This is a genomic window from Paraburkholderia sp. GAS333 (assembly GCF_050435665.1).
Lineage (GTDB): Bacteria > Pseudomonadota > Gammaproteobacteria > Burkholderiales > Burkholderiaceae > Paraburkholderia > Paraburkholderia fungorum_A.
This window is the reverse complement of sequence record NZ_JBNDKS010000001.1, coordinates 1,217,682-1,231,098: the sequence shown is the minus strand read 5'-3', so window position 1 is coordinate 1,231,098 and position 13,417 is coordinate 1,217,682. Positions and strand designations below refer to the sequence as shown.

The following is a 13,417-nucleotide window of genomic DNA, read 5'->3' as shown; positions in this document are numbered from 1 at the left end:
GCGCTTTTCGATATCGCCCGCGGAAAATCACCGGCCAGGCGCACCCAGCCACGCTGCAACTAAAGGCAGCTCCGCGAGCGGACTCCCCGCTCACGCATCGCGCCCGAACACCACACGCGCGAAAAATCCCGCCAGCACTTTTTCGGCCATCTCCGCAGGCACATTCTGCGGATCGATGATGTGAAAAAACTGCACGCCGTCGCACAAACCCATCAGGCCGATTGCCAGTTGCTCTGGCTCGATCAGCATCGGCGTGCCGACTCGCGCCGAGAATTCGCGGACATAAGCGCCCAACTGCTCCAGCTTTTCGTGCATGAATGCGTTGAAACGCAGCCGGAAGCGACCATCGCGCACGGCCAGCAGCTTTGCCTCGACCCACAGCAAAAAGCATTTATTCTCGCGATACAGGTTGCTGTAGTAGTTCAGCACGCGCGTTTCCATTTCCTCACGCGACGCCGCGCTCTCGAAGATCGCGTGCAAGCCTGCCTGCATCGTCTCGTGATCGCGCCGCAATAGTTCGAGAAACAGTTCGTTCTTGCTGCGGAAGTTCGAGTAGAACGCACCGCGCGTGTAACCTGCCGCCCCGGCGATGTCCTCGACACTCGCCGCGACAAAGCCCTTCTTCATAAAAATCGCTTGCGCAGCATCGAGCAGGCGCTCGCGCGTCTGGTCTTTGCTCTGCTCGCGGGTCAGTCGTTGCCGTTTCATGGGCGCCAGTCTAGCACCGAAAAGAATTCCAATTCACTTCGACATTCAAATACAGGTGTGTATTAGAATGCAAAACGTCATTCGAAGTCAGACGTGTATGCGAATTGCATAATCCGCTTACAAGCCTTTGCTGGCGGGCCGCTGCGGCTTGCCGTGTTCGTTCGCTGTCTCCTGTTGGGGTAATTGTGAAGCGTCCCGGTTTTCCCGCATCGTCGCCGATGCGCCAGCAGTTCCGCGGCTTTTTGAAGCGCTCCGCCTTCGTGTTTGCGATGGCAGGTTTCGTTGTAATCAGCGCGTGTTCGAAGAAGGAAGCGGCGGCTCCCGAGCCGCGCCCGGTTGTCGCGCTTGCCGTCCATGCGGACGGCAATTCGATGCAGGCCGCGTCGTTGCCCGGCGAAATACAGGCGCGTTATTCGACGCCGCTGTCGTTTCGCGTCAACGGCAAGATCATTGAGCGGCGCGTGCGTCTCGGCGATGTCGTGAAAGCCGGTCAGGTCGTCGCCCAACTCGATCCCGCCGACGCGCAGAAAAATGCCGCCAGTTCGCAGGCGCAACTCGACGCCGCGCAGCACGGCCTGGTGTTCGCGAAACAGCAGCTAGACCGCGACCAGGCGCAGGCGAAAGAGAATCTGATTTCGCAGGCGCAACTCGAACAGACCACCAACGCTTACGCTTCCGCGCTCGCACAGCGCGATCAGGCCCAGCAGCAGGTAGCGTTGTCGAAGAACCAGTTGCAGTACACCTCGCTGGTCGTCGGTCATGACGGCGTGATTACGGGCGAACAGGCTGACACGGGGCAAAACGTGTCCGCGGGTCAGGCCGTGTACAACCTCGCGTGGAGCGGCGACGTCGACGTGATTTGCGACGTACCGGAGAGCGCGCTGGCCTCGTTCGCCATCGGACAAAGCGCGAACGTCACGCTCGCGGCGCTGCCGGGGCGCAAGTTCACGGCGCGCGTGCGCGAATTGTCGCCGGCCGCCGATCCGCAAAGCCGCACTTATCGCGCGCGTCTTACGCTCCTGCAGCCCAGCCCGGACGTGCGTCTTGGCATGACCGCCGACATCGCGCCGATCTCATCACCGTCATCGTCGAACGGTCAGGCGGATCAGCACGGTTCGTTCACGCTGCCCGTCACCGCGTTGTTCCACCAGGGCCAGCAACCGGCCGTATGGATCGTGCGCGCCAACGACAATGCGCTCGAACTGCGCCGCGTCACCGTGGTCCGCTATACCGAGCGCACCGTCGTCGTCAGTCAGGGGCTGAGCGACGGTGAACGCGTCGTCCTGCAAGGTGTGCATACGGTGAGCGCTGGCGAAAAAGTCCGCGTGATCGCGCCGCTGCATCCCGAGGACTTCGCTTCATGAGCACGCCCCATGAAGAGGGACGCTTCAACCTGTCCGCGTGGGCGTTGCGTCACCAGGCGCTGGTCGTTTTCCTGATCGCGCTTGCCACCGCGTTCGGCATCCTCGCGTACTCGCGGCTCGCCCAATCCGAAGACCCGCCCTTCACGTTCCGCGTGATGGTGATCCGCACGTTCTGGCCCGGCGCGACCGCGCGGCAGGTGCAGGAACAGGTGACGGACCGCATCGGCCGCACGCTGCAGGCAACGCCCGCCGTCGATTTCGTGCGCAGCTACTCGCGCCCCGGCGAATCGCTGATGTTCTTCTCGATGAAAGACTCGGCGCCGGTCAAGGACGTACCCGAAACGTGGTACCAGGTGCGCAAGAAAGTCGGCGACATCGCGAGCACCTTGCCGCAAGGCATTCAAGGCCCGTTCTTCAACGACGAATTCGGCGACGTCTACACCAACATCTACACGCTCGAAGGCGACGGTTTTTCGCCCGCGCAACTGCACGACTACGCGGACCAGCTCCGCACGGTGCTGCTGCGCGTGCCGGGCGTCGGCAAGGTCGATTATTTCGGCGACCCCGACCAGCACATCTACATCGAGATCGCCAACACGCAACTCACGCGTCTCGGCATCTCGCCACAGCAACTCGGCCAGGCGATCAACTCGCAGAACAGCGTCGCGCCGGCCGGCACGCTGACCACCACCGACGACCGCGTGTTCGTGCGCCCCACCGGCCAGTTCAACGACGTCAACGCGCTCGCCGACACGCTGATCCGCATCAACAACCGCTCGTTCCGTCTCGGCGATATCGCGACCATCAAGCGCGGTTACGACGACCCGACCGTCACGCAGATGCGCTTCGGCGGCAAGGCCGTGCTCGGCATCGGCGTGACGATGCAGGATGGCGGCGACGTGATCCGCCTCGGCAAGGCGCTCGATCAGCAGATGGGGCCGTTGCGCGCGGCGTTACCGGTCGGCCTGCATCTGGTCGAGGTGTCGAGCATGCCGCACGCGGTCGCGCGTTCGGTCGACGACTTCCTCGAAGCTGTCGCCGAAGCCGTCGCGATCGTGCTGGTGGTCAGCCTCGTGTCGCTCGGTGTGCGCACCGGCATGGTGGTCGTGATCTCGATCCCGGTCGTGCTCGCCGTCACGGCACTGTGCATGTATCTGTTCGATATCGGTTTGCACAAGGTGTCGCTCGGCACATTGGTGCTGGCGCTTGGACTGCTGGTTGACGACGCGATCATCGCGGTCGAAATGATGTCGGTGAAACTGGAGCAAGGCTGGAACCGCACGCGGGCGGCAGCATTTGCGTACACCAGCACCGCGTTTCCGATGCTGACCGGCACGCTCGTCACCGTGTCCGGCTTCCTGCCGATCGCGCTGGCCAAATCGAGCACCGGCGAATACACGCGCTCGATCTTCGAGGTCTCGGCGATCGCGCTGATCGCTTCGTGGCTCGCGGCGGTCGTGCTGATTCCGCTGCTCGGTTTTCATCTGCTGCCCGAACGCAAACGCGAAGCGCACGAAGCGCATCTCGCCGACGACCACGAACACGATATCTACGACACGCGCTTTTACAGGCGTCTGCGCGGCTGGATCGGCTGGTGTATCGAGCGGCGCTTCATCGTGCTCGCGATCACCGTCGTGCTGTTCGCGCTGGCCATGGCGGGCTTCACGCTCGTGCCGCAACAGTTCTTCCCGAGTTCGGACCGTCCTGAATTGCTGGTCGACGTGCGTCTGCCCGAAGGTGCTTCGTTCGAAGCCACGCTGCGTCAGGCGCAACGCCTCGAAAAAACCCTTGTGGGAAGGCCTGAAATCGATCACACGGTGAGTTTCGTCGGCACCGGTGCGCCGCGTTTTTATCTGCCGCTCGACCAGCAATTGCAGCAGCCCAATTTCGCGCAGTTCGTGATTACGGCGAAGTCGGTGAAGGATCGCGAGAAGCTCGCGCAGTGGCTCGACCCGCAATTGCGCGACAACTTCCCGGCGATTCGCACGCGTCTGTCGCGGCTGGAAAACGGGCCGCCCGTCGGTTATCCGGTGCAGTTCCGCGTGAGCGGCGACGACATCGCCACCGTGCGCTCCATCGCCGATCGCGTCGCCGCGACGATGCGCGCCACGCGCGGCACGAGCAACGTGCAATTCGACTGGGACGAACCCGCCGAACGCTCGGTGCGCTTCGAAGTCGATCAGACGAAAGCGCGCGAACTCGGCGTGAGTTCCGAAGACATTTCGAGCTTCCTCGCGATGACGCTCTCCGGTTACACCGTCACGCAATACCGTGAGCGCGACAAGCTGATCAGCGTCGATCTGCGGGCGCCGAAAGCGGAGCGCGTCGACCCGTCGCGGCTCGTCACGCTCGCGATGCCGACGCCCAACGGCCCGGTGCCGCTCCGCACGCTCGGCCACCTGCGCAACGATCTCGAATACGGCGTGATCTGGGAGCGCGACCGTCAGCCGACCATCACCGTACAGTCCGACGTTACCGGCGGCGCGCAAGGCATCGACGTCACGCATGCGGTGGACCGCGCGTTGGGCCAGATTCGCGGCACGCTGCCGGTTGGTTACCGGATCGAAGTGGGCGGCTCGGTCGAGGAAAGCGGCAAGGGCCAAACCTCGATCTACGCGCAAATTCCGATCATGGTGATCGCCGTGCTGACCTTGCTGATGATCCAGCTGCAAAGCTTCGCGCGCGTGCTGATGGTCGTGCTGACCGCGCCGCTCGGGCTGATCGGCGTCGTCATCACGCTGCTGCTGTTCGGCCAGCCGTTCGGCTTTGTCGCCATGCTTGGCGTGATCGCGATGTTCGGCATCATCATGCGCAACTCGGTGATTCTGGTCGATCAGATCGAGCAGGACATCGCGTCGGGGCACAAACGGTTCGACGCGATTGTCGGTGCGACCGTGCGGCGTTTCCGGCCCATCACGCTCACTGCCGCTGCGGCTGTGCTCGCGCTGATCCCGCTGTTGCGCTCGAATTTTTTCGGCCCGATGGCGACCGCGTTGATGGGCGGCATCACGAGCGCGACGATCCTGACGCTGTTCTATCTGCCCGCGTTGTACGCCGCATCGTTCAGGGTGCGCGGCGACGAGCGCGAGCCGCCGACAACGTCCGGCGCGACGCATACGGGGAATTGAGCATGGTGACTTTGGCAACTCTCCAGCAGCCGCGCTTTGGAAAACTCTCCTTGCTGGTTGCCGCCTGCATGCTCGCGGCCTGCTCGTTCGGACCAGGCGGCGAGCCGCCCGCGATGCCGCAACCCGCGCACTACGGCGCCGAAGCGCAACCGACGCAAACCGTCCCCGCGCAAGGCATCACGCAGCAGTTTGTGACCGGCGCGAAGCCGGTTCCCGAATGGTGGAAGCTGTATCAATCGGACGCGTTGAACACGCTGGTCGACGAAGGCTTGCGCAATAGCCCGACGCTCGCCGCCACCGATAAAAGCCTCGCCGCCGCACGCGAGCAATTGCGCGCGCAGGTCGGCAGTTCGATGTTGCCGACCATCGACGCAGGCGGCCAGGCGACCCGCAACCGGGCGCTGACCATTCCCGACCTCGGACCGAGCACGCTGCTCTACAACGTGTTTGTCGGCCAGTTGCAGGTGCATTACACGTTCGACCTGTTCGGCGCCGCGCGTCTGGCCGACGCCGCACTGGCCGCACGCGTGAACGTGCAGGCGTATCAATTCGACGCGGCACGGCGCGCGCTCGCGGCCAATATCGTGACGGCGGCCATCACCAGCGCCGCACTGCACGCGCAGATCGACACCACCGAGCGGCTCGTGACCCTCGCCAACGAACAGGCGCGCGACACGCAGCGCCGTTACGCATTGGGCGCGGTTTCGCACAGCGATCAGTTGAATGCGGAGCAAAGCGCGGCGAGCCTGTCCGCGAGCCTGCCTGGGCTCAGACAGCAATGGCTGACCACGCGCCACGCGCTGGCTGTCCTGCTAGGCCGTACGCCCGACGCCGCACCGGACGACCTCGAGCTTGCGCAATTGCATGTGCCCGAGCAGGTGCCGGTCGTGGTGCCGTCTGAGTTGTTGCGCGCACGGCCGGACATCCAGGCCGCCGACGCCGCTTTGAAAGCCGCGGCTGCCGACGTCGGCGTGGCGACTGCGCAGATGTTCCCGAGCCTGTCGCTGAGCGCGGCGATGGGCCAGGGCGGCTTTAGCTGGCCCGTGGCGCTCTCCGGTGCTGGAGCGATCTGGAGCATCGGTGCATCGTTGTCACAGCCGCTGTTTCATGGCGGCGCGCTGTTTGCGCAGCGTCGCGCGGCGCAGGACACGTACGAGGCAACCGTCTCCCAATACAGGCAAACGGTGCTGGCCGCATTCCAGAATGTCGCCGACAGCCTCGCCGCGCTTCAACATGACGCACAGGCGCTCGACGCCGCGAACATCGCCGCGCGCTCGGCGCACGGCATTTTCGTCGAGACATCGGGACGCTATAAGCTGGGTGCGTTGCCAGAGTCGTCGGTACGTTCGGGCGAGCAGCAATTCCGTAACGCGCAACTCGATGAAATCCGCTATACGAGCGCACGTTTGACAGACACGGCGGCGTTATTCCAGGCGATGGGTAATCCACCGGTTGACGATGTTCAAGGTGTGAAGGCGGCTGACGCGGGGGCTAAATCGACAGTTGGAATTAGCAACTAAACCTGGGATTCCGTACTGAAGGCAGTCGAGTTATCCCCAGTTTGTGTTGACGAACCTGTTGAAAACTTTCTGATAACCCGGCTAACACGTTGAGCAGACTGGGATTTACCCAGGCGGTTCAGAATGAACCATTTGGGGCTGCCAGGCTATTTTTTCGCTGGATCGAAAGCCAGGGATGCCTCAACGTTATCCCCAGATTTTGTTGACAGATCTGTTGATAACTTCAACAGGTGTCGTGTAAGTGCTTGATGCGATTCGCTTTGCTGCCCGAAGACCTGGTGGAAACAAAGCGAGTCAATCTGGTGACCTGATGCGCGGGAAAATGCCCGCTTTGGCGGGCCTGCTTATCCACAGATTTTGTTGAAAGCCCTGTTGATAACGCCCGGAAATTCCACCTAAGTGCTTGAGCGCGCACCGGATTCAGCCACAGACGCGCTCACTGCCACGCACAGCAACGGCATCAGTAAACCCCCGCCTCCCCCGCCGGACGATTCTTGAAGCGTTTGTGCACCCAATAATATTGATCAGGAATCCGTCTTACCTGCGTTTCCAGAAACTCGGTAATTCTGCGGGCATCGACCGATACATCGTCGGACGGGAAGTTGCTCAGCGCGTCGAAAATAGTCAGCTTGTAGCCGCGATAGTCCGGCAGCACTTCCGTCACGAACGGCACCACGCGCGCATTGCCCGCCCGCGCCATCCGCGAGACGGACGTCAACGTGCAGGCTGGTACGCCGAAAAACGGCACGAATACGGAATCGCGCATGCCAAAGTCCATATCGGCTGCCAGCATCACCGGCGTGCCCTCGCGCAGCGCCCGCAACGCGCGCCGCACGCTGTCGCTGCGCGGAATCATCTCCGTGCCGAAACGGCCGCGCTGGCGCTTCGCCATTGCGTCGAGCAGCAGATTCGACATCGGCGTATAGAGCGATGCAACCGGATGACGCGTCGAATACATCATGCAACCCGCCTCGATGCCGACGAAGTGGAAGCCCACGAAGATCGTCGGCTGGGCCTGCACATCGTCGAGATCGATCGCGCTTTCGACTTCGACAAGCCGCGCCAGCGCCTGCGCGTTGCCGAACCATTGCGGCCCGCGCTCGACATAACTGCGGATCACATGACAGAAGTGCGCGCGCGCGAGACGTTCGCGCGCGTCGTCGCTCATATCGGGAAAACACAGCTTCAGATTGGTATGCACGACGCGTCGGCGTGTGCTGGGAATGCGGTACAGCAGTGCGCCGATACCCGTACCGATTCGCGCGACGACCCCATACGGCAGGAACGCAAACGCGCGCAACAGACCTGTCATCAGACAGATGAGAATTCGACTTTTCACAAGGCTGGAACCCGGTGGATGCTGGATGGTGAACACACCGGACACGGCAATTTCAACATTGCCAGCGAGCGAGGTGACGAGCAAGGTGAACCGTGCGCGCGTCAAACCGGGTCTTGCGCTGCGCGTTCTGAAGAGGGACGCCCCGCTTGCGGCGGGACGCTGTGGTGCCGAGGCCGATCCCGTTTAGGAATCGGGCGTCCTGTCAGGGACCCTGGGTGAATGCACCGCAGGCGTGATTAAAACACACCGCGAATGCCGGGAACAAAAACTGCTGGACGGCTGCCGGCGTTACGCTTCGTAAGCCTTACTGGGCAGGGTTTGGTGCTGCTTTCAAAAACTTGCATGCGCGCCTGGCCGAAGCCAGTACGCGCATGCATCGATGCATCAGGCATCAAGGCTTGTTCGACTCGAACAGGTCCATGATCTCTTTCTTCTCGTTCGACGAGACGCTCGGCGGCGGCACCACCGGCGGCGTCATGCCCGCCGGGCCGACACCACCCACTGCATCGGTCGCACCTGCGGTCGGATTCGCCGAATCGAGGCCGATGCTGGCGACAAACCCGTTACCCGGCGTCATGTTCGTGAAAAACAGCTCGCCGTCGACCGAGGTCACGCCGTCTGGCTGCGCCATCTCCGCCTGCGGCACGCCGCGCAACGCACGCTGCATGTACTCGACCCAGATCGGCAACGCGAGCTGCGCGCCGAACTCACGGCTGCCGAGGCTCTTCGGCTGGTCATAACCCATCCACGCGACCGCCACCAGCGACTGCTGATAACCGGCGAACCAGCCGTCTTTCGCGTCGTTGGTCGTACCCGTCTTGCCCTGCAGGTCCGAGCGATGCAGCACGTTGGTGCCCGCGCCCGTGCCGGCCGTCGCGACCGAATGCAGCAGGCTGTTCATCACATAGGCGTTACGCGGTTCGAGCGTGCGCGGCGCATCGCGACCCGCCGTCAACGGCTGCGCCTTGGACAGCGGCTGACCGCGTGCGTCCGTCACTTCGCTGATCAGATACGGGTTGATCCGGTAGCCACCGTTCGCGAATACCGAATACGCACCCGCCGATTGCAGCGGCGTGACGAGCCCCGCGCCGAGCGCCATCGGCAGATACGGCGGGGTCTTGTCGGCGTCGAAACCGAAACGCTGCGTAACGAAGTCCTGTGCGTACTTGGTGCCGATGAACGACAGAATGCGGATCGACACGAGGTTCTTCGACTTCTGCAACGCGAGGCGCATCGGCATCGGACCGTCCGGCTGGTCGTCGTCCTTCGGCTCCCACGCGTCGCCGCCCGGCGTGCTCGGCGGGAAGTAAAGCGGTGCGTCGTTGATGATCGTGGCCGGTCCGAGACCCTTGTCGAGCGCCGCCGAATAGATGAACGGCTTGAAGCTCGAACCCGGCTGACGCCATGCCTGCGTCACGTGATTGAACTTGTTCTTGTTGAAGTCGAAGCCGCCCACCAGCGAGCGGATCGCGCCGTCCTGCGGCGTGAGCGACACCAGCGCGCCCTCCACTTGCGGAAGCTGCGTGATCTGCCAGTTGTCTTTATCGTCGGCGACCACGCGCACGATCGAGCCTTCCTTGATCTTCGTCGCCGCCGATGCACGCGCGCTCAGCGCGCCCGCGACGAAGCGCAGACCGTCGCCGCTGATCGTCACCTGGGTGCCGTCGACCAGTTGCGCCTTGACCTGCTTCGGACTCACGTCCGTCACGACGGCAGCGATGATCTCGCCGTTGTCCGGGTGATCGGTGAGCGCGTCGTCGATCGTCTGATCGCGGTCGTCACCCGGCGCGGGCAGTTGCACGAAACCTTCCGGCCCGCGATAACCGTGGCGCCGCTCGTAGTCCATCACGCCTTTACGCACCGCCAGATAAGCAGCGTTCTGATCGGCGGAATCGATCGTGGTCGTGACGTTCAGACCGCGCGTATAAGTTTCGTCCTTGTATTGTGCATACATCATCTGCCGGACCATTTCGGCGATGTACTCCGCGTGCACGCTGTACTCGTTGCCCGGATTGCGCGTGTGAATCTCTTCCTTCACCGCCTGGTCGTACTGCTCCTGGCTGATGTATTTCAGCTCCAGCATGCGCCGCAGAATGTATTCCTGGCGGATCTTCGCGCGCTTCGGATTGACGACCGGGTTATACGCGGACGGCGCTTTCGGCAAGCCCGCGAGCATCGCGGCCTCGGCCAGCGTGATGTCTTTCAGATCCTTACCGAAGTACACGCGCGCAGCCGATGCGAAGCCGTAGGCGCGCTCGCCCAGATAAATCTGGTTCATGTACAGCTCGAGAATCTGGTCTTTGGTCAGCGCGCGCTCGATCTTGTACGCGAGCAGCATTTCGTAGATCTTGCGCGTGTAGGTCTTTTCGCTCGACAGGAAGAAGTTGCGCGCCACCTGCATCGTGATCGTGCTCGCGCCCTGCGATGCGCCACCGTGCGCGAGATCGGCGAAACCAGCGCGCAGAATGCCCAGGAAGTCGACGCCGCCGTGCTCGTAGAAGCGATAGTCTTCGATCGCGAGCACGGCTTTTTTCATCTGGTCGGGAATGTCCTCGAAGCGCACGAGGCTGCGCCGCTCGTCGCCGAATTCGCCGATCAGCACGTGGTCGGCGGTGTAGACCCGCAGCGGCACCTTCGGACGATAGTCGGTCAACGCGTCGAGCGACGGCAGTTGCGGCCCCATCACCACGAGCGCATAGCCGACGATCAGCGCGCCCACCACCGCGAGCGTCGCGACCAGGCTGACAAACCAGATGACGAGCGTCGAGCCGATCGAACGGCGCGCGGGCTCGGCGTCGCGTCCTGGAGTGCGTTGGTAGGAGTCCCGGTCTTCACCGGCCGGAGAATGGGAGGAATGCGGTCGTTTGATGATTGGCATGACTGGAATAGTGGGCGCATAACTGAACGCCTTTCTGCCCGCGCTCATGGCGCGCGCATGGGTCGTGATCGAGCATCGTAGCCTGAGGCGTGAATCACCGCGCGGCCCTCAGCCCCCGGCCAGCCGCACGGCACGCCAGGGAGCTTGCCCGGCGCAACGTAACAGCGCATTTTAAAGAAATCAAGCACGGTCCAAGCTAGTTTTTTTGTAAGAATTCCCTTCGCGGCGCGCGCGGCTGTATTTCCTGGTACGCACAAACCCGCCCCGGGCGGCGCGCGGGACTTATCAACAGAAACTGTGCGCAGGCCTGTGGACAAATGCCGAGGAAACGCTACAACTCGTTGATGTCACGGGATTTTCACGCGACGCCCGTTCCGCATCGGCGCAACTCGTCATATGATGGACCGACGCGTGCAAAGACACCGGAACGCGCGACGGCGTATGCCACATGCACGCCTTGACCCGCCAATGCCAACAAGTATGCGAGCCGATCATGAACAAGCCCAGTGAGCGTATCGTCGTCTTCGTCACGACCGCTCAGAAACGCGCGATCACCGCCACTGCCGAGAATCTGGGCATCAGCGTCAGCGAACTGATGAGGCGCGCGGTGCTCAGCTTCGGCGCCACTAGCGAACAGGTGAAGGCGGCGAGCATCGTCGACCGGCTGCGCGCGCCCCGCGCGCCGGATGCGCTCAACGCGGCGTTGCAGCGGGTGGCGCGCGGCACGCGGCACGCTCGCGCTGCATTGCCGGCGGCACTGCAGCCACGCGACGACAGCGAAGCCGACGCGCACGCACCTCTATCGGCCGACGACGCTGCAACGACCGCTTCCGTCAATTCCACGGAAACGGCCCATCCGGCGGCGCGCTCCGCAGCCGATCCAAAAGTATTGCCCGACACGCTCAAACCGGCCGGGTTTGCCCCGCTGCTTCCCGCAGGCATTGCCGCCGCTCTCGCCGCCGAAATCGACGAGGAAGCCGCCGCGACCGCCGAGGCCGTTGCCCGTGTTGCCGCAGCCAGAGCAACGGCCGACGATCCCGCCCCCACGCAAGCCGATAACGACGCGCAATTGCGCAGCGTGTTGAAGCGCCCGCGCCTCGACACCAAGCGCGAAGACGACGATCCGCTCGGCGATCCGAGCACCGAAGGCGGCCGCTTCGCCTAAACGAAAACCTTCGTGTTTTTCGCCCGCTGCGAAGCCACGCTTTACGCGGCGACAGCACAACATTGTCGCTGCCTGATTCAAGTGATGAATCAGCTTTCGATATTGCAAGCTAAAGCAATTAAAGATCGTCGCGCCTTATTCGTATTCGGTGATGAAACTCCGTTTAAGCGCGAATTACCGATGTGTCGCAACCCCGCGCACAGTCACGTCATCGACACCCGGCGCATGCAAAGTGGTGAGCACTGGCATCGCGCCCTTTAAGCCGAAATTAAGAAAGCCCATGGTGTAATATCCGCCAGCCGCTTAATGACAACCACGCGCTTTAACATTCACTTCAACATTTACAACTGCCACTCACCATTCATCGAACAATTTATCGTTTCGCTATTGCAATCGAAGAGTACGCCCCGAACTCCGGTCCGAACGTTGCGCAGCATCCCGCGCAGCGGCGTAAAGTAGCAGTTGAAAGTAGTTGAGCGCGTGAGATATTCAGCGCCGACACCATTCTCTGGAGGTTTTTCATGTCGCTTTTTGACAGCATTTCGCGCACGCTCAAAGGTCTTCTGAACGACGCAGCCGACTCCGTGCAAGACCCGTCGCGCGACTCGCGCCAGATCGTGCGCGAACTCGACGACAGCATCGGCAAAGCCGAAAATTCGCTGATCGAGATTCAGGCTCAGGTGGCCACGCAGCAAAGCAAGCGTGACGTGGCGGCCGACAAGGCGAAGAAATACGAAGACGGCGCGAAGCGCGCGCTGCAATCCGGCGACGAAGCACTCGCTCGCGAAGCCCTCGGCGCGCAAGCTACCGCCGAAGCCGAACGCGATGCGCTGACGAAAGAACTGACTACGCTTGAGCCGTCGGTTGCTCAACTGAAGAGCCAGATCGACGACATGCGCAGCCGTCGCAACGACCTGAACGCACGCTCGAACATCCTGCAGGCAAAGCAGCAGATCGCGCAGGCCAAAGATACGGCGGCCACCGCGTTGGGCGGCATCGGCGGCAAGAATCTGTCCGAAGATTTTCAGAAGCTCGAAGACAAGGTGGCGTTGTCGAATGCACGTTCGGACGCACGCCTGAATTCCGCCGACCAGAAAAGCGGCAAGGCGCTCGACGACAAGCTCGCGGATCTGAATCGCGGCCCGTCCGTCGAAGACCGTCTCGAGGCATTGAAGAAGCAGCTCAACACGCCGGCCCAGTAATTGCGTCGGCAGTACATACCGGCGTCTGTGTCTGCATCAGACGTCCGGTATGCCGGCCGAAGCAGTACGTTGCAACACACGGCCACCGGAAACGACTCAAGGAGACGGGCGCC

At 62.6% G+C, this 13,417-nt stretch carries 9 protein-coding genes; 6 read left to right on the top strand and 3 right to left on the bottom strand.

What is annotated here, in order from left to right:
- Positions 1-90 precede the first annotated feature (90 nt).
- Positions 91-708, bottom strand: coding sequence for a TetR/AcrR family transcriptional regulator (locus ABH945_RS05530; RefSeq protein WP_074764181.1), 618 nt, complete (start codon positions 706-708; stop codon positions 91-93).
- A gap of 218 nt (positions 709-926) precedes the next feature.
- Between ABH945_RS05530 and ABH945_RS05525 the strand changes: the two genes are divergently transcribed.
- The 3 genes from ABH945_RS05525 to ABH945_RS05515 are packed head-to-tail and all read left to right on the top strand — an operon-like array spanning position 927 to position 6,720.
- A complete protein-coding gene (locus ABH945_RS05525) occupies positions 927-2,072 on the top strand; it encodes an efflux RND transporter periplasmic adaptor subunit (protein WP_429249944.1) in 1,146 nt (381 codons plus the stop codon).
- On the top strand, positions 2,069-5,200 hold the full coding sequence (locus ABH945_RS05520) for an efflux RND transporter permease subunit (protein WP_429249943.1): 3,132 nt from the start codon (positions 2,069-2,071) through the stop codon (positions 5,198-5,200). Before ABH945_RS05525 ends, ABH945_RS05520 begins: the two co-directional genes overlap by 4 nt.
- Positions 5,201-5,202: 2 nt before the next feature.
- Positions 5,203-6,720, top strand: a complete 1,518-nt coding sequence (locus tag ABH945_RS05515) for an efflux transporter outer membrane subunit (protein ID WP_429249942.1) — start codon at positions 5,203-5,205, stop codon at positions 6,718-6,720.
- A gap of 460 nt (positions 6,721-7,180) precedes the next feature.
- On the opposite strand, the gene ABH945_RS05510 is transcribed toward ABH945_RS05515, so the two are convergent.
- Together ABH945_RS05510 and ABH945_RS05505 are read right to left on the bottom strand one after the other, a co-directional pair.
- A complete protein-coding gene (locus ABH945_RS05510; RefSeq protein ID WP_253189673.1) occupies positions 7,181-8,032 on the bottom strand; it encodes a lipid A biosynthesis lauroyl acyltransferase in 852 nt (283 codons plus the stop codon).
- Between the two features lie 418 nt (positions 8,033-8,450).
- A complete protein-coding gene (locus ABH945_RS05505) occupies positions 8,451-10,937 on the bottom strand; it encodes a penicillin-binding protein 1A (RefSeq protein ID WP_074764184.1) in 2,487 nt (828 codons plus the stop codon).
- A gap of 493 nt (positions 10,938-11,430) precedes the next feature.
- Between ABH945_RS05505 and ABH945_RS05500 the strand changes: the two genes are divergently transcribed.
- The 3 genes from ABH945_RS05500 to ABH945_RS05490 all read left to right on the top strand — a co-directional run bounded on the left by ABH945_RS05500 (position 11,431) and on the right by ABH945_RS05490 (position 13,304).
- Positions 11,431-12,102 (top strand): hypothetical protein, encoded by a 672-nt coding sequence (locus ABH945_RS05500; RefSeq protein WP_429249941.1) that lies wholly within the window; start codon positions 11,431-11,433, stop codon positions 12,100-12,102.
- Positions 12,103-12,114: 12 nt separating this feature from the next.
- Entirely contained in the window at positions 12,115-12,363 is a 249-nt protein-coding gene (locus ABH945_RS05495; protein ID WP_429249940.1) for a hypothetical protein, read from the top strand.
- 260 nt (positions 12,364-12,623) lie between these two features.
- Positions 12,624-13,304, top strand: a complete 681-nt coding sequence (locus ABH945_RS05490) for a PspA/IM30 family protein (RefSeq protein WP_074764186.1) — start codon at positions 12,624-12,626, stop codon at positions 13,302-13,304.
- Positions 13,305-13,417 lie beyond the last annotated feature (113 nt).